At 68.9% G+C, this 17,281-nt stretch carries 6 protein-coding genes and 1 pseudogene; 3 read left to right on the top strand and 4 right to left on the bottom strand.

Features of this window, described 5'->3' with window-relative positions:
- Window positions 1-18 precede the first annotated feature (18 nt).
- Entirely contained in the window at window positions 19-873 is an 855-nt protein-coding gene (locus PKO50_RS15655) for a formylglycine-generating enzyme family protein (protein ID WP_275630241.1), read from the top strand.
- A 53-nt stretch (window positions 874-926) separates the two neighbouring features.
- Here PKO50_RS15655 and PKO50_RS15660 read toward each other — a convergent pair whose 3' ends face one another.
- The gene (locus PKO50_RS15660; RefSeq protein WP_275630242.1) at window positions 927-1,760 is read right to left on the bottom strand and encodes a N(5)-hydroxyornithine transformylase PvdF; all 834 of its coding nucleotides are present in this window, start codon (window positions 1,758-1,760) and stop codon (window positions 927-929) included.
- A gap of 307 nt (window positions 1,761-2,067) precedes the next feature.
- Between PKO50_RS15660 and PKO50_RS15665 the strand changes: the two genes are divergently transcribed.
- Both PKO50_RS15665 and fhuE read left to right on the top strand, forming a co-directional pair.
- Window positions 2,068-3,726, top strand: coding sequence for a cyclic peptide export ABC transporter (locus PKO50_RS15665; RefSeq protein ID WP_275630243.1), 1,659 nt, complete (start codon window positions 2,068-2,070; stop codon window positions 3,724-3,726).
- A gap of 129 nt (window positions 3,727-3,855) precedes the next feature.
- Window positions 3,856-6,273, top strand: coding sequence for a ferric-rhodotorulic acid/ferric-coprogen receptor FhuE (gene fhuE / locus PKO50_RS15670; RefSeq protein WP_275630244.1), 2,418 nt, complete (start codon window positions 3,856-3,858; stop codon window positions 6,271-6,273).
- Between the two features lie 598 nt (window positions 6,274-6,871).
- On the opposite strand, the gene PKO50_RS15675 is transcribed toward fhuE, so the two are convergent.
- The 3 genes and pseudogenes from PKO50_RS15675 to PKO50_RS15685 form a co-directional block, all read right to left on the bottom strand.
- Window positions 6,872-12,652 (bottom strand): amino acid adenylation domain-containing protein, encoded by a 5,781-nt coding sequence (locus PKO50_RS15675; RefSeq protein ID WP_346770517.1) that lies wholly within the window; start codon window positions 12,650-12,652, stop codon window positions 6,872-6,874.
- A 105-nt stretch (window positions 12,653-12,757) separates the two neighbouring features.
- A pseudogene (locus PKO50_RS34130) lies at window positions 12,758-14,034 on the bottom strand (condensation domain-containing protein); the annotation flags it as partial.
- A complete protein-coding gene (locus PKO50_RS15685) occupies window positions 13,920-17,249 on the bottom strand; it encodes an amino acid adenylation domain-containing protein (RefSeq protein WP_275630246.1) in 3,330 nt (1,109 codons plus the stop codon). The pseudogene PKO50_RS34130 and the gene PKO50_RS15685, both read right to left, overlap by 115 nt.
- Window positions 17,250-17,281 lie beyond the last annotated feature (32 nt).

The raw sequence follows: 17,281 nt of genomic DNA on the forward strand, positions 1-17,281 counted from the left end.
CACTTCACGAGAACCGCCATGCACGCATTACCGCCCCTGGCCCTGGCCGCCCTGCTCCTGGCCGCCCCCGCCGCCTTCGCCACCGAAGCTCACAAGCCGGGCGCCGTGTTCAAGGATTGCAAGGACTGCCCCGAGATGGTGGTGCTGCCCGCCGGCAGCTTCACCATGGGCACCCCGGAGGACGAGACCGGTCGCCAGCCGGACGAAGGCCCGCTGCACACCGTGACCTTCGCCCGGCCCTTCGCCATCAGCCGCTACCAGGTCACCGCCGCCGAACTGGACGCCTACCTGAAGGCCACCGGGGTGCGCCTGGCCAACGGCGACACCCGCCCCGGCCGCGAATGCATCGCCGGCAAGCCGCGCTACAAGCAGGGCCCGCGCCAGCCGGCGGTGTGCGTCGATTATGAGGACGTGAATCGCTACGCCGCCTGGCTGTCGAAGAAGACCGGCCAGCATTACCGGATGATCAGCGAAGCCGAACGCGAATATGCCGCCCGCGCCGGCAGCGCCGGGCCCTTCCCGTTCCCCTTCGACGAGGGCAAGGAGTACAGCATCGCCAAGCATGCCAATACCTACGGCGCCGCGGATGGCTACAACTTCACCTCGCCGGCGGGCAGCTTCCCGCCCAACGCCTTCGGCGTGTACGACATGCACGGCAACGTCTACGAGTGGGTCGCCGATTGCTGGCACGACAACTACAACGGCGCCCCCAGCGACGGCAGCGCCTGGATCGACAGCGACTGCAAGCTGGTGCAGATCCGCGGCAACGACTGGGGCGAGGCGCCGATCTTCTCCCGCTCGGGCAACCGCAACAATGCCTACAAGAGCGACCGCGGCGACTGGATAGGCTTCCGCGTCGCCCGCGAGCTCTAAACGACAGGGCCGGCACGACTATCGCCGTGCCGGCCCCGGCAATCCCTCGCCCGTCAGTTACCCTGCTTTTCCGCCAGCAGCGCCAGCCCTTCGTGCAGGGCCGGGAACAGGCTGTTGTTGAAGTTGTTCCAGCGCAGCTCGAGGATGTTGTCCTCGGGGGATATCTGCGTCTTCAGCACGTCATGGAAGACTTCGCCGGAGTCGATGCCGTTGTCCACGTAGTGGAACGAGGCCCCGGTCCAGTACAGCGGCTCCACCGCGACCTTTTCCAGGGTCGTCCAGTTCACCACCTTCTCGCCACGCGCGCCGTGCAACGCATCGAGGGTCGCGTAGGCGCCACGGCGCTCGTAGGGCGAGTCCTCGCGGGTAACGCCGGGGTGGATGTTCATGATCCGCCGGGCGAAAGGCGCGCCCGGGCGCACCAGCTCGTCGAGGATCACCAGCAGCCCGTCCAGCACCGCGACATCGGTCCCCAGCTCCACCAGGGTGTCATGCAGGCGCCGTTCGAAGTCCTGTTTGCCGGCGATGTGCTCGGGCGTGCCGCGCGGGTGCCGGCGATAGGTCGAGGGCACGCTGAGCAGCAGGTCGTTCAGGCGCTTGCCCTGGACCTCGAGATCGGCCGGGTAGAACCACTGCCGGCCCGGCTGGTAGGCGAAGCCGTAGTCGCGGATCTTCTCCTGGTCGCGCGGCGACTGCGGATCGTCGTCGTAGATCACGCCGACCAGCTCGTAGTGGTCGCCCAGCGACGTCTGGTTCAGCGATTCGACGAGAAACTCCAGCACCGACTTCATGTAGCGCTCTTCCCCCTTGTAGGGGACGTACTGGCCGGCCTTGTCCGCGGCTGCATTACGCAGCGACCAGATATAGGCGAGTTTGCGTTTCTTCATGGTGGTTTCTTTCCTGGGCATGGCTCGGCTTGGCGCGCGCGGGCGCGCGCCGTGGATACGGCGGGCCGGGGCATCGAGCCCCGCCACCCGCTCTTCACTAAGGGCAACGAACGACCCCGGGGCGAATTTATCCGGGCGCCGCGGCCTCCTCCGCCGGCCCCGGCCCGGCGCGCCCTGCGCAGCGGCGCACAGTCCGCTAAATCGGACGGCCCGCGCTTCGTCTTTGCACTAAATCGGGCGGGCCGTTCATCGTCTCTCTAGTTCGACGCGCCATGCCATTGACCTTCCGCAGGCATCCGAGAAGCCCATGCCCCGCACAGCCGAAAGCCTCACCCATGAAACCCTGACACTCCTCAAGCCCTTCTGGCCCCAGCTGCTGCTCTCCGTGCTGCTGGGAATCGCCGGCGGCCTCAGCATCACGGCGCTGCTGGCCACCATCAATACCGCGATGAACATCGAGGGCGGCCCGAACCTGCGCATCGCGCTGGTGTTCGCGCTGTTCTGCGTGACGACCCTGGCCTGCTCCACGCTCTCCAAGCTGCTGACCAACTACATAGGCCAGCGCGTGGTCGCCACCCTGCGCCGCGACCTCGCCGCGCGGATCCTCTGCGCGCCCATCGAGCAGCTGGAGCGCTACCGCGCCCACCGCCTGATACCGGTACTGCTCAAGGACGTCAGCTCGCTGAGCATCTTCGCCCTGAGCGTGGCGCCCATGCTGATCGCGCTCAGCGTGACCCTCGGCTGCCTGGGCTACCTGGCCCTGCTGTCCTGGCAGATCCTCGCGGTCACGGTGCTCACGGTGGTGGTCGGCAGCGGCGCGCAGTACCTGGCGCACCACTTCGGCACCCACAGCCTGCAGGCGGCCCGCGACGGCGAGGACGACCTGCAGAAGCACTACCAGGCGATCTCCGCCGGGGCCAAGGAGCTGCGCATCCAGCGCGAGCGCCGCCTGGACCTGCTGGACCGGCAGATCCACGACAGCACCGAACGCATCTGCAAGGCCAACATCCGCGCCGCCGCGATCTTCATCAGCGCGGAAAGCTTCGGCTCCATGCTGTTCTTCGCGGTCATCGGCATGGCCATCGCCTTCCTGGCCATCTGGCCCGCCACGGAAAAGACCGTGCTCGGCGGCTTCGTGCTGGTGATGCTCTACATGAAGGCGCCACTGGAGCAGCTGGTCACCAGCATTCCCGGCCTCAGCCAGGCCAAGGTCGCGCTCATGCGCATCAACGAGCTGTCGCGCCGCTTCTCGACCGCCGAGCCGCAACTGCTGGCCAGGGCGGGCGGCGCCCCGGCGAACCTGGCCCCGAAGCTGATCGAGCTGCACCAGGTGCGCTACGACTACCCGCAGGCCAGCGCCGGCCAGTCCTTCCACCTGGGCCCCGTCGACCTGAGCATCCGCCAGGGCGAGATCGTCTTCATCGTCGGCGAGAACGGCTGCGGCAAGACCACACTGATCAAGCTGCTGCTGGGGCTGTACAACCCGCACCAGGGCGAGATACGCCTGAACGGCCAGGCCATCGGCGACGGCGAGAGGGACGACTACCGGCAGCTGTTCGCCACCGTGTTCACCGACTACTACCTGTTCGACGAACTGCTCAGGGGCCGCACGGAGATTCCGGAGCAGGCGATCAGGTACCTGGAGCGCCTGGACATCGCCCACAAGGTGGGGATCCGCGACGGCAGCTTCACCACCACCGACCTGTCCACCGGGCAGCGCAAGCGCCTGGCGCTGATCAACGCCTGGCTCGACGACCGCCCGGTGCTGGTGTTCGACGAATGGGCGGCCGACCAGGACCCGGCCTTCCGGCGGGTGTTCTACACCGAGCTGCTCCCCGAACTCAAACAGCAGGGCAAGACCATCATCGTGATCTCCCACGACGATCGCTATTTCCACACCGCCGACCAGCTGGTCCGCCTGGCGGCGGGAAAAGTCATCCATGAACGGGAGGCAGCCGAAGTGTAAGTTCCGACCTTTGCCGACCAGGCCCACGACCCGAAACGACAGGGAATGCTCCGGGCCATTCGCCTTTTCACCTCTGCCAAAACACTAGAAGAGCAATTATCCATGCCAGCACATTACGCTTTATCACCCTTGAGCAAGGCCGTCCTGATCCGGCGCTACCTCGGCAGCAGGCTCGCACCGCACTCCCTGGCCGTGGCCATGAGCCTGCCGCTGGCCGGCTACGTCCAGGCCCAGGAAGTCAACTTCGACATTCCCGCGCAGTCCCTGGGCAGCGCGCTGCAGACCTTCGGCAAACAGGCCAACCTGCAGGTGCTCTACCGCCCCGAGGACGTCAGCGGCAAGCGAAGCAACGCGCTCAGGGGTAAGCGCGAACCGTCCCAGGCGCTCTCCGAGCTGCTGCAGGGCACCGGGGCCGCCCAGCACATCGAGGGGGACACGGCCACTGTCAGCTTCGGGGGTGACAACGGCAGCCTGGAAATGGGCGCCACCACCATCGTCAGCAACCGCCTGGCCACCACCACCGAAGGCACCGGCTCCTACACCACCGGCGCCACCGCCGCCGCCACCGGCCTGCCGCTGTCGACGCGCGAGACGCCGCAGTCGGTCAGCGTCATCACCCGCCAGCGGATGGACGACCAGAACATGACCACCCTCGGCGACGTGCTGGCCAACGCGCCGGGCATCTCCGCGCCGCAACTGGATAGCGAGCGCACCGTCTTCGCCTCGCGCGGCTTCTTCATCAACGACCTGCAGTACGACGGCATTTCCAGCTACTACAAGAGCAACTACGCCGCGGGCGAGTCCGAGCTGGACGCCATCATCTACGACCGCATCGAGATCGTCCGCGGCGCCACCGGCCTGCTCACCGGCGCCGGCGAGCCCTCGGCCTCGGTCAACCTGGTGCGCAAGCGCGCCGACAGCAAGGAATTCCGCGGCGAGGCCCAGGTCAGCGCCGGCTCCTGGGACAACTACCGCAGCACCCTGGACCTGTCCGGCCCGCTGACGCCCACCGGCAACGTGCGCGGCCGCCTGGTGGGCGCCTACCAGGACAAGAAGAACTTCTTCGACCGCTATTCCCGCGAGGGCCACGTGATCTACGGCGTGGTCGACGTGGACCTGACCGACGCCACCACCCTGAGCCTGGGCGCCAGCTACCAGAAGTCCGACGCCGACGGCCTGACCTACGGCGGCGTGCCGCTGTGGAACAGCGACGGCTCGAAGACCCACTACAGCCGTTCGTTCAGCATCGCGCCGAAGTGGAACACCGAGGAAGTCGAGGTCAAGAACTTCTTCGCCAACCTCGAGCACCGCTTCGATAACGACTGGCAGGCGCAGTTCCGCGTCATGCACAACCGCAACGAGGTGGACAACGCACGCATCTTCAACTGGGGCTTTCCCGACCCCGAGACCGGCCTGATCGACGCCGAACCCTCGCAGTCGCGCTTCCCCGGCGAGCGCAAGCAGCAGAGCACCGACCTGCGCCTGTCCGGCCCCTTCGAGCTGTTCGGGCGCACCCACGAGGCCGTGGTCGGCGCCACCTACTTCGACCACAAGTACTCATTCGACTGGATCGGCAACAAGACGCCCTGGCAATCCCCGGTCAGCGTGTACGACTTCGGCCACGTGGCGGAGCCGGAGTGGGATTACGAGAACCGCGAACTCTCCGAGCGCAACCACACCAAGCAGAAGGCCGGCTACGCCGCCCTGCGCCTGTCCCTGGCCGACCCGCTGAAGCTGATCCTCGGCGGCCGCTTCACCCAGTACGACCGCGAGGGCGCCGGCTGGGCCTCCTCGGGCGAGTACGACTACAGCGACCACAAGTTCATCCCCTATGCCGGCCTGGTCTACGACCTGAACCAGACCTACTCGCTGTACGCCAGCTACACCAGCATCTTCAACTTCCAGGACTACCGCGACCGCAACGGCGCCTGGCTCGACCCGGTCACCGGCGACGCCTACGAGGCCGGCATCAAGGGCGAATTCCTCGACGGCAGGCTGAACGCCTCGCTGGCCGCCTTCCGCATCGTCCAGGACAACCTCGGCCAGCAGGACGTCGGCTACTCCGTGCCCGGCAACCCCGACAGCCCGGCCTACTACGCCACCGACGGCGCCACCTCCAAGGGCGTGGAGTTCGAGCTGTCCGGCGCGCTCACCGAGAACTGGAACGCCTTCTTCTTCGCCACCCACTACAGCGCCAAGGACTCCGACGACAACGACGTGAACACCCAGCTGCCGCGCACCATGGCACGCCTGTTCACCACCTACCGCCTGCCGGGGCAATGGAAGCAGCTGACGGTGGGCGGCGGCGCCAACTGGCAGAGCCGCATCTACTACGACGGCGTGGGCCCCCAGGGCCAGCGCCAGGAGCAGTCCGACTACCTGGTCGCCAACCTGATGGCCCGCTACGACATCACGCCCCAGGTCTCGGCGCAGCTGAACGTCAACAACCTGTTCGACGAGAAGTACCAGACCGCGGTGAACTGGTACGGCCAGGGCATCTGGGGCGCCCCCAGGAACCTGATGGGCACCCTCAGCTACAAGTTCTAAGCGTCACGCGGCAAAAACGACGGGGGCCTGGCCCCCGTCGTCATTTCCACTCCCCTCCCCGACTAATCGTAGGGCGGATAACGCCTACGGCGTTATCCGCCGCCGTCGCCAGGCACCCACTCATCGGCCAGCTGCGCCGCGCCGCTCTTCGTAGGATGGGTTGAACTTGCGAAACCCATGCGGTCGTGGCGATGGGTATCGCTTCGCTCAACACCATCCTACAGAGCCACAACCCCGCGTTCGCGATAGTTCGTAGGGCGCATAACGCCTACGGCGTTATCCGCCATGATCACGCACAGAGTCCTACGACCGTTCCTCATAGGAATTGTAGGAGCGGGCCCTGCCCGCGAATCGCGCGCAGGGCGCGCTCCTACAGGGGAACGGCATGGGTGGGGCAGCGTAGGAGCGGACTCCGTCCGCGATTGGATTCATCGGCCACTCCGGACGCCCCGGTAGCACGGATGGCGGCGGATAACCGCGAACGGTTATCCGCCCTACGAACCTGCCGGCTGACGCTGCGTTACCCGGGCACCCAATGAAAACGCCCCCGGCGCAGCGTTGCTGCGTCTGGGGCGTGGTTCGCCAGGCTGCGGCGGGCTCAGGCGGTTTCGCCCTCCAGTTCGCCCAGCCGCGTCGAGGGAACCGCCGCCACCAGGCAGGCGAGCAGCCGTTGCAGCTCCGCGCCCAGCGACTCGACCACTGCCGCCTGGAAGCGATCGAGGCGGTAGTCGAAGTGGAACCCCCAGACCTCGTCCAGCTCGACGTACAGCGTCAGCGGCGTGCTGGTCTGCTCATGGTGCCGCATGCCGAGGAACTGCAGCGCCTGGCTGCCCTCCTCCGCCTGGGACAGCTCTCCCGGATAGTTCTCGAACACGATGACCGTATCGAAGAGTTCCGAGCCATGCCATTGCTGCAGCTCGGCCAGCGACGCGTAGCCGTGTTCGCGCATGCGCAGGTTGAACGCCTGGATCTCCTGCAGCCACTGGGCGATGCTCAGTTCCGCCGCAAGCTCGGCCACCAGCGGCACGTCGTTGATGTACAGCCCCAGCTGCCGCTCGATGCCGGGCAGCTCCGCCGGCCGCCCGGACAGCGTCACCCCGCAGGCCACCGTCGTCCGCTGCAGCCGGCGCCCCAGCAACAGCAGCCAGGCGGCCTGCACCAGGGTATTGACCGTGACCCGCTGCTGCCGGGCGAACTCGCCCAGGGCCGCGCTGCGTTCGGGCGTGAGGGCGAAGAACAGGTGTCCGTGCCCGCAGGCCCCCTCGCTCGCCGCCGGCGCCAGCAGGCTGGGCGCGTCCAGGCGCGCCAGCGCCTGCTGCCAGAAGCGCCGGTCGCCCTCGTGGTCCACACCCTGCAGCCAGGCCAGGTAGTCGCGGAAGCTCCCCGCCACGGGTGCCGGGGCGCCAGCCAGGTAGGCCCGCAGGATGTCCTCGTACAGGCGCGAGGCGCTCCAGCCGTCCAACAGGATGTGGTGGCTGGTCAGGGCCACGCGGTATTCGTCGTCGGCGAGCCGCACCAGCGTCAGGCGCAGCAAGGGCGCCTTCGCCATGTCGAAGGGCGTGAGGCGGTCTTCGAGCAGGCGCTCCTCCACCTCCAGGGGCGTCAGTCCGTGCCCGTCGACCAGCGTGAAAGGCGCCTCCACCGCCCGGTACACCACCTGCAACGGCTGGCGCTGCGCCGTCGCCGCGACGAAGCCGGTGCGCAGCATGCCGTGGGCGTCCAGGGTGGCCTGCCAGGCCCGGCGGAAGCGCTCGGGGTCCAGCCCGCGCACGCCGAGGGTGTGCTGGCAGATGAAGTCGCCCTGCTCGTGCACCGCCTCGGGCAGCATCCCGAGCTGCATGGGCGTCAGCGGGTAGATGTCCTCGACCCGCGCCGCCTCCAGGCCCAGCGCATCCAGTTGCGCCTGGGTCAGGCCGGCCAGGGGCACGTCGGCGGGCGTCAGCGCCCCCACGCCCGGCTGGCAGCAATGCTCGATCAGCCCTTCCAGTTCACGGCGATAGTCCTCGGCGAGCCGTTCGATGCCCTCGCCCTGGAAGACCTCGCGACTGAAGGTCCAGGTCAGGCTCAGCTCGCCGTCGTACACCTGGCCGTTGATGCTCAGCCAGTTGCCCAGCGGGGCCTGCTCGCTCAGGTCGGCGCCGGCACGCTCGGTGGAGAAGCGGTGCCCCGGCTCGCCTTCGGCGGCTCCCGGGCCCTCGAACTGCCCCAGGTAGTTGAAGGTGATGCGCGGCTCCGGCAACTCCCTCAGCGCTTGCTGGCTAGCGTCGTCGCCGAGGTAGCGCAGCAGGCCGAAACCGATGCCCCTGCCCGGTACCGCCCGCAGGTGTTCCTTGATGCGCATGAGGGAACGGCCGGCATCCCGCTCCGGTACCAGGCGCAACGGGTAGACGCTGGTGAACCAGCCCACCGTGCGCGAAAGGTCGATGTCCTCGAACAGGTCCTCGCGGCCGTGGCCTTCCAACTGGATCAGCGCATGGTCCTGGCCGGTCCAGCGGCAGACCGAGCGGGCCAGGGCGGTGAGCAGCAGGTCGTTGACCTGGGTGCGGTAGGCCGCCGGCGCGACCTGGAGCAGCTTGCGCGTCATCCCGGCGTCGAGGCGCAGCTGTACATGCTCCGCATCGCACAGCCGGCGGGAGCCTTCGGGATTGTCGCAGGGCAGCGTCGGGTCGGCGCCCTGCAGCTCCGCTCGCCAGTAGCCCAGCTCCTGCCGCAGCGCGCTGCTGCCGGCATGTTCGAGCAGGCGCGAGGCCCAGGCCTGCAGCGAACTGGTTCTGGCCGGCAGGCGCGGCGGCTGGCCGGCGGCGAGTTGGCGATAGGCGCTCTCCAGGTCCTCCAGCAGGATCCGCCAGGACACCCCGTCCACCACCAGGTGGTGGATCACCAGCAGCAGGCGCTGGCTACCATCGGCCAACGTGGCCAGTACCGCCCGCAGCAGCGGGCCGCCGGCGAGGTCCAGACTGCGTTGTGCCTCCTCGCCCAGGGCCTCCAGCGCTTCCGGGCCATCCAGCTCGGCTTGCCAGAGGATGCCCGCCTGTTCCCAGGCAGACTGCACCTCGGCCACTTCCTTGTAGCGCGCCGAGCCGGCGTCGAAGGCCAGGCGCAAGGCGTCGTGGTGGATCACCAGTTCCCTCAGCGCCCGCTCCAGCACCTCGCCGTCCCAGGCTTTGCCCGGTGCCGCGAGCAGCACCGACTGGTTCCAGTGGTGGCGCTGGGGAATGTCCTGTTCGAAGAACCAGCGCTGGATCGGCGTCAGCGGCAGCGTACCGCTGGCCGGCCCCTGGTCGACGGCGGCCTCTTCCGCGCGTCGGGCCACCCGTGCCAGTTCCTGCACGGTCTGGTGCTGGAACAGCTCCTTCGGCGTGAAGCGAATCCCCGCCTGGCGGGCCCTGCTCACCAGTTGCAGGGAAATGATCGAGTCACCGCCCAGTTCGAAGAAGTTGTCGTTCAGCCCCACCTGCGGCAGCTTCAGCACCTCTTGCCAGATGTCCGCCAGTTGCCGCTCCAGCTCGCTGCGCGGCGCTACGTAGTCCTGCTGCAGCTCGCTGATGTCCGGCTGCGGCAGGGCCTTGCGGTCCAGCTTGCCGTTGGGCGTCAGCGGCAGCGTTTCCAGGAACAGCAACTGCGCCGGCACCATGTATTCCGGCAGGCAGGCCTTCAGTGCCGCTTTCAGCTCATCGCGCAGGGCGTGTCGCTGCTCAGCCGCCAATTCTTCAGTCGGCACCACATAGCCCACCAGTTGCTTGCCACTGGCGCCGTCGCGGGCCAGCACCACCGCCTCGCGCACCGAATCCTGCTCCAGCAGCCGCGCCTCGATTTCGCCCAGTTCGATGCGGAAGCCGCGGATCTTCACCTGGTGGTCCACCCGGCCCAGGTAGTCCACCACCCCATCTGGCCGGGCGCGGGTCAGGTCGCCACTGCGGTAGACACGTTCGCCGTTGCCGAACGGGTCCGGTACGAAGCGTTCGGCGGTCAGCGCCGGGCGTTCCAGATACCCTCGCGCTACGCCCTCGCCACCCAGGTACAGCTCACCAGCCAGGCCCACGGGCAGCAGGTTCAGCTCGGCGTCCAATACATAGCCGCGGCGTTTGCCCAGCAGTGTGCCGATGGGGGCATAGGCCGCCCCGCACGGGTCTTCCTTGCGGGCCTTCCACAGCAAGGGCGTTACCACCGTCTCGGTGGGGCCGTAACCGTTGAACAGGTACTGCGGGCGCAGTGCCCGCCAGGCCAGGTCATAGCTCGCCTGCGGTACTGCATCACCGCCGAAGCAGTAGACGCGGGTCGGCGGCGGGTTGCCGTCACGCTCGGCATGTTCGGCCAGTTGCTGCAGGTAGACCGGCGGGAAGACCGCCAGGGTGACGCGGTGGCGATGCATCTGCGCGTAGGTCTGTTCCGGCAGCCACAGGCTGTCGTCGCGGATCAGCACGCGCGCACCGTTGATCAGCGGATGCATCCAACCTTCATGGGCGCCGTCGAAGGCAAAGGACATGAAGTGCAGTTCGCAGTCGTCGGCATTCGTCTCGTAGCGCTCGCCGGTAGCGCGGATGTGCGACACCAGCGGTCCGTGGGACACCGCCACGCCCTTGGGCAAACCGGTGGAGCCGGAGGTGTAGATCACGTAGGCCAGGTTATCGCCGTGCAGCGATACCTGGGGCGCGCTGGCCGGGCGGTCCTGCCACTCTTCAGCGCGGTCCACGGCCAGGGTCGGCAGCCCCTCCGGCAGCGGCAGTTGGCTTTCCAGATCGCCCTGGGTCAGCACCAGCGCTGCCGCGCAGTCCTGCATCATGTACAGCAGGCGCTCGCTCGGGTAGGCCACGTCCAGCGGCACGTAGGCACCGCCCGCCTTCAGCACGGCGAGGAAGGCCACCATGGTCTCGGCCGAACGGCGCATGGCAATGGCCACCCGCACTTCCGGCCCCACGCCCAGTTCGATCAGACGGTACGCCAGGCGGTTGGCCCGGGTGTCCAGCTCGCCATAGGTCAGCGGCTGGTCGGCAAAGATCACCGCCACCGCATCCGGCGTCTCCGCTGCACGATCCGCCACCAGTTGGTGGATATAGCGGTCGCTCGCGTAGTGATCCGCAGTGTGATCCCAGCGCTGCAGTATCTGCGCCCTCTCCGCCTCACCAAGCATTTCCAGCTCGGCCAGGCGCGCCTGTGGGCGCTCGCACAGCGCCACCAGCAGGTTACCGAAGTGCCCGGCCACCTGGCCGAGCGTTCCCTCGTCGAAGTGCTGGCGGTCGTAGCTGTAGTGCACCTCCAGCCGCTCGCCCAGCAGCACGGCCAGGGCCAGCGGGTAGTTGGTCTGCTCGTGGTTGCCCACCTCGCCGAAGCGCAGCCCGGCTGGAGTACCCTGTTGCAGGGCCTCGGAAACCGGGTAGTTCTCGAACACCAACAGGCTGTCGAACAGCGCTTCGTTGCCCAGCCGCGCCCAGCGTTGCACCTCGTATAGCGGGGTGTGCTCGAACTCGCGCAGGGCCAGGCTGCGCGCCTGCACCTGGGCGATCCACTCGGCCGCCGTCTGCTCCGCGCGCGGGCTGCCGATCACCGGCAGGGTGTTGATGAACAGGCCGACCTGTTCCTCGATGCCGGCCAGCTCCGCCGGACGCCCCGCCACGGTGGCGCCGAAGCACACCGTGTCCTGCCCGGTGTAGCGCCGCAGCAACAGCAGCCAGGCGGCCTGCACCAGGGTATTCAGCGTCACCCGCAGGCTGCGGGCGAACTCACCCAGTTGGCGGGTACGTTCCTCATCCAGCACCTGGCTGTACAAACCGTGGCCGGCCTGGCCCGCCAGGGCCGGGCGCAGCGCGTGGGTCAGCCGCGTCGGCGCGTCGAGTTCCACCAGCTGGGTTTTCCAGAACGCCTCGCTGGCCTGCGGGTCCTGCCGCTGCAGCCAGTCGATGTAGTCGCGATAGTTCCCCGCGGATCGGCCGGTGGGGTGTCCGGCATAGCGTTGCAGCACCTCGCCCAGCAGCCGCGAGTTGCTCCAGCCGTCCAGCAGGATGTGGTGGCAGGTGTAGATCAGGTGGTGGCTGCGCTCGCCGGTGCGGATCACCGTCAGGCGCAGCAGCGGTTCCTCCGCCAGGTCGAAGCTGCGTTCGCGGTCGGCCTTCGCCCAGGCATCCAGGCGCGCGCCGAGGTCCGCCTGGCCCTGCCAGTCCAGCACCGCGAACGGCACCGGCATCTGCCGGCGGATGACCTGCAGGGGTTGCGCCAGGTCGCTGATGAACGCGGCACGCAGCACGTCGTGGGCATCCACGGCCGCCTGCCAGGCGCGCCGGAAGCCCTCGACCTCCAGGCCCTCCACGTCCACGCGCATCTGGTTGACGTAGTCGCCGCCCTCCCGCTCGTACAGGCTGTGGAACAGCATGCCCTGCTGCATGGGCGAGAGCGGGTAGATGTCGGCTATCTGCGCCGCCGGCAGCGGCAGGCTGTCCAGCTGGCCCTGGCTCAGGCGCGCCAGGGGAACGTCCGAAGGCGTCAGGCCGCGGTTGGCCGTATCGCTGCAATGCCCGATCAGTTCGCGCAGCTCATCGGCGTACTCGCTGGCCAGGCGCTGGATGGTCCGCTCGTCGAACAGCTCGCGGCTGAAGCCCCAGTCCAGGCTCAGCTCGCCGTCGTACACCCGCCCGTTCAGGTTGAGCAGGCCGTCCAGGGGCGCGTTCTCGTCCAGGCCGGCGCCGCTGCTTTCCTTGGCGGGGACGAACAGGCCGTCTTCGGCGTCGAAGCTCTGGTCGAACTGCCCCAGGTAGTTGAAGACGATCGCCCCGCTCGGCAGGCTTTCCAGCGCCCGCCTCGCCTCGTCGGAGCCCAGGTGGCGCAGCAGGCCGTAGCCGAGCCCCTTGCCGGGCACTGCCCGCAACTGCTCCTTGATGGTCTTGATGGAATCCGCCAGGCCCGCCCGGGGCTGAGGCGCACCGGGTACATGCTGGTGAACCAGCCGACGGTGCGCGTCAGGTCGATATCCGCGAACAGCTCTTCCCGGCCATGGCCTTCCAGGCGCACCAGGGTTTCCGGTTGCCCGCTCCAGCGGCAGATCACCCGCGCCAGGGCGGTCAGCAGCAGGTCGTTGACCTGGGTGCGGTAGGCCGCCGGCGCTTCCTGCAGCAGGCGGCGGGTCCAGTCGCGGTCCAGGCGGGTGCTGGCATAGGCGACGTGCTTCTGTTGCCGCCCGCCGGCCGGGTTGGCGCAGGGCAACTCGTCGCTCACGCCGACCAGCTGGGCCTGCCAGTAGGCCAGTTCCGCTGCGGCGGCCGCGCCCTGGGCATGGGCGGCCAGGCGCTCGGCCCAGGCCTGGAACGAACTGGTCTTGGCCGGCAGCTCCGCCGGCTGCCCGGCAACGGCCCGGGCATAGGCTTGTTGCAGGTCGTCCAGCAGCACGCGCCAGGACACCCCATCCACCACCAGGTGGTGGATCACCAGCAGCAGGCGCTGCTCGCCGCCGGGCAGCTCCGCCAGCACCGCCCGCAGCAGCGGCCCCGCCGCCAGGTTCAGGCTGCGCTGCGCCTGGTTGGCGACATCTTCCAGCGCCTCCGGCGTGGCCAGGCGGCGGCTCCACAATACGTCCGCGTCCGCTTGCGGCGCGCTGAATTCGGCGCGCCAGGCGCCATCATGCCGCTCGAAGCGCAGGCGCAGGGCGTCGTGGTGCGTCAGCAGGGCTTGCAGCGCGGCCTGCAGGGGCTGGGCCTGCAGGGGGTGGCGCGGCGCCAGCAGCAGCGACTGGTTCCAGTGCTGGCGGTTGGGATGTCCTGCCCGAAGAGCCAGTGCTGGATCGGCGTCAGCGACAAGGCGCCGGTGACCGGCCCCTGCGCCACCTGCAGGCCCTCGGCGCGCCGGGCCACGCTGGCCAGCCCCTGCACCGTCTGGTGCTGGAACAGGTCCCTGGGGGTGAACTGGATGCCCGCCTGGCGCGCCCGGCTCACCACCTGCAGCGAGACGATGGAGTCGCCGCCCAGTTCGAAGAAGTTGTCGGTCGCGCCCACCTGCGGGCGCTTCAGCACGTCCTGCCAGATGGCTGCCAGTTGCCGCTCCAGTTCGCTGCGCGGCGCCACGTAGTCCTGCTGCAGCTCGCTCGCGTCCGGCTGCGGCAGGGCCTTGCGGTCCAGCTTGCCGTTGGGCGTCAGCGGCAGCGCTTCGAGGAACAGCAGCTGCGCCGGCACCATGTAGTCCGGCAGGTTCGCCTTCAACGCCGTCCTCAGGGCCTCGCGCAGTTCGCGCTGGCCCCCGTTCGCCACGCTTTCAGCCGGCACCACGTAACCCACCAGCTGCTTGCCGCTGACCCCGTCCTGGGCCAGCACCACCGCCTCGCGCACCGCGTCCTGCTCCAGCAGCCGCGCCTCGATCTCGCCCAGCTCGATGCGGAAGCCGCGGATCTTCACCTGGTGGTCGATGCGCCCCAGGTACTCGATCACCCCGTCGGGCCGGTAGCGCGCCAGGTCGCCGGTGCGGTAGAGCCGGCCGCCACCCTGCCCGGCGAAGGGGTCGGGAAGGAACTTCTCCGCCGTCAACGCCGGCCGGTTCAGGTAGCCACGGGCCAGGCCCGCCCCGACCATGCACAATTCGCCGCCCTTGCCGATGCCGGCCGGCTCGCCGGTGGCGTCGATGAGATGCACGCCGCTGTTGGCCAGCGGGCGGCCGATGTTGGCGCTGCCGCCCAGTGTCCTCAGGGTGTAGGTGGAATAGGTGGTGTCCTCGGAAGGGCCGTAGAGGTCGTAGACCCGCTCGATGTGGCTGAGCCCGTAGAGGTTGTCCACCACCGCCTGGGCGAGCGGCTCGCCCGCCAGGTTGACGATGCGCACCGAGTCGGGAACCTGCCCCGCCTCGCAGAGCATGCGGATGGCCGAGGGCACCGTGTTGACCAGGCGCACCCGCTGCCGGGCCGGCAGCTCCGGCAGTGCCAGGGCGTTGTCGGCCAGCACCACGAAGCCGCCGCTGGCCAGGGTGACGAAGAACTCCCACACCGAGAGGTCGAAGCAGATCGAGGTGGAGGCCAGCACGCCCTGCAGGTCTTCCCGGCTGTAGACCGTGCCGGCCCAGCCGACCAGGGCCGCCGCGTTGCGGTGCTCGATCATCACGCCCTTGGGCTTGCCGGTGGAGCCGGAGGTGTAGATGCAGTACGCCAGGTTCTCCGGGCCGGCCAGGTGGCAGGGGTCGTCCTGCGGATACGCCTCCAGGGCCAGGTCGTCGACCGCCAGCACCTGCGCCGCGCCCCCCTGCGGCAGTTGGGCGAGCAAGGCGCGCTGGGTCAGCAGCAGGCGCGCCTGGCTGTCCTCCAGCATGTAGGCCTGGCGCTCCTTCGGGTACTCCGGGTCCAGCGGCACGTAGGCGCCGCCGGCCTTGAGGATCGCCAGCAGCCCCACCAGCATCTCCAGGCGCCGCTGCATGGCGATCCCGACCAGCACCTCCGGTCCCACGCCCAGCTCGCGCAGCTTGTGGGCCAGGCGGTTGGCCCGCTGGTTCAGCTCGCGGTAGCTGTACTCCTGCTCGCCGTCGATCAGCGCCAGGGCTTCCGGCGTGCGCGCCACCTGCTCCTCGAAGAGTTCGTGCAGGCAGGCCTGGCGATAGGGCGCGGCGGTGTCGTTCCATGCGTGCACCACCTGGTGCCGCTCGGCGGCGCCGAGGATGGGCAGTTCGGCGATGCGCCGCTGCGGGTCGGCGCAGACCGCTTCCAGCAGGTTCCGCCAGTGGTCCGCCAGGCGCTCCACGGTGGGCCGCTCGAAGAGGTCGGTCGCATAGGTCAGCGAGGCCCGCAGCCCGCGCTCGGACTCGAAGGTGTCCAGGGTCAGGTCGAACTGCGCGGTGCTGACTTCCCGCGGCAGGCTCTCGACGATGAGGCCGGGCAGTTCCCGCGCCTTGCCCCGGCTCTCGTTCTGGTGGTTGTACATCACCTGGAACAGCGGGCTGTGGCTCAGGTCGCGCTCGGGCTGCAGCGCCTCCACCAGTTGCTCGAAGGGCAGCTCCTGGTAGGCCTGGGCCTCCAGCGCGCGCTGCTTCACCTGGCCCAGCAGGTCGTCGAAGGTGGTGTGCAGCTCGAACTCCGCCTTCAGCACCTGGGTGTTGACGAAGAAGCCGATCAGCCCTTCGGTTTCCACCCGGGTGCGGTTGGCGATGGGCACGCCCACGCGGATGTCGGCCTGCCCCGAATGGCGGTTCAGCAGGCTCTGGAAGGAGGCCAGCAGCAGCATGAACAGGGTCACGCCGCGGCGCTGGGCCAGTTCGCGCAGCTTGCGGGCCAGCTCGTCGGCCAGCGGGATCTCCACCTCGCCGCCGCGGTAGCTCTGCACCGCCGGCCGCGAACGGTCGCTGGGCAACTCCAGGGGCGGCTGCCCGCCGCCCAGCCGTTCGCGCCAATAGCCCAGCTGGCGCTCGCGCTCCCCGGCCTCCATGCAACTGCGCTGCCACAGGGCATAGTCGGCATACTGGATCGGCAAGTCCGCCAGGGCGGCCTCGCGCCCCTCGCTGTACGCCGCGTACAGGCGCACCAGTTCGTCGACCATCAGCGCCATGGACCAGCCGTCGGCGATGATGTGGTGCAGGGTCAGCACCAGTACATGCTCGTCCGCCGCCAGGCGTAGCAGCTTCACCCGCAGCAGCGGGCCGTGCTGCAGGTCGAACAGCGTCCGGATTTCCGCCTCGATGCGCGCCTGCAGGGCCTCCTCGCTGCGCGAGGCCAGCGCCTCGTAGCCCAGCTCGAACGGCAGCTCGGGGTGGACCACCTGGACGGCCTGGTCCTGTTCCTGGCGGAAGTGGGTGCGCAGCGTCTCGTGGCGCGCGATCAGCGCCTCGAAGCTGCGCCGCAGGGCCCCCAGGTCCAGCCGGCCGCGCAGCCTCAGCACCGCCGGGATGTGGTAGGCCGCGCTCTCCGGCGCCATCTGCCAGAGGAACCACTGGCGCTGCTGCGCATAGGACAGCGGCCGCGTCCCGGCCTCGTGGCGGGTGACGGGGATCGGCAACTGCGACAGGCCGATGTTCTTCGACACCAGCTTCTGGAAGAACAGCCGGCGTTGCTCGA

It is taken from the genome of Pseudomonas sp. 273, assembly GCF_029201425.1.
In the GTDB taxonomy this organism is placed as follows: Bacteria; Pseudomonadota; Gammaproteobacteria; order Pseudomonadales; family Pseudomonadaceae; genus Pseudomonas; species Pseudomonas delhiensis.

Coding starts and splice junctions, on each gene's coding strand:
- PKO50_RS15665 (WP_275630243.1), top strand. CDS start 2,068: ATGCCCCGCACAGCCGAAAGCCTCACCCATGAAACCCTGACACTCCTC.
- PKO50_RS15675 (WP_346770517.1), bottom strand. CDS start 12,652: ATGCAGCAGGGCATGCTGTTCCACAGCCTGTACGAGCGGGAGGGCGGC.
- PKO50_RS15660 (WP_275630242.1), bottom strand. CDS start 1,760: ATGAAGAAACGCAAACTCGCCTATATCTGGTCGCTGCGTAATGCAGCC.
- PKO50_RS15655 (WP_275630241.1), top strand. CDS start 19: ATGCACGCATTACCGCCCCTGGCCCTGGCCGCCCTGCTCCTGGCCGCC.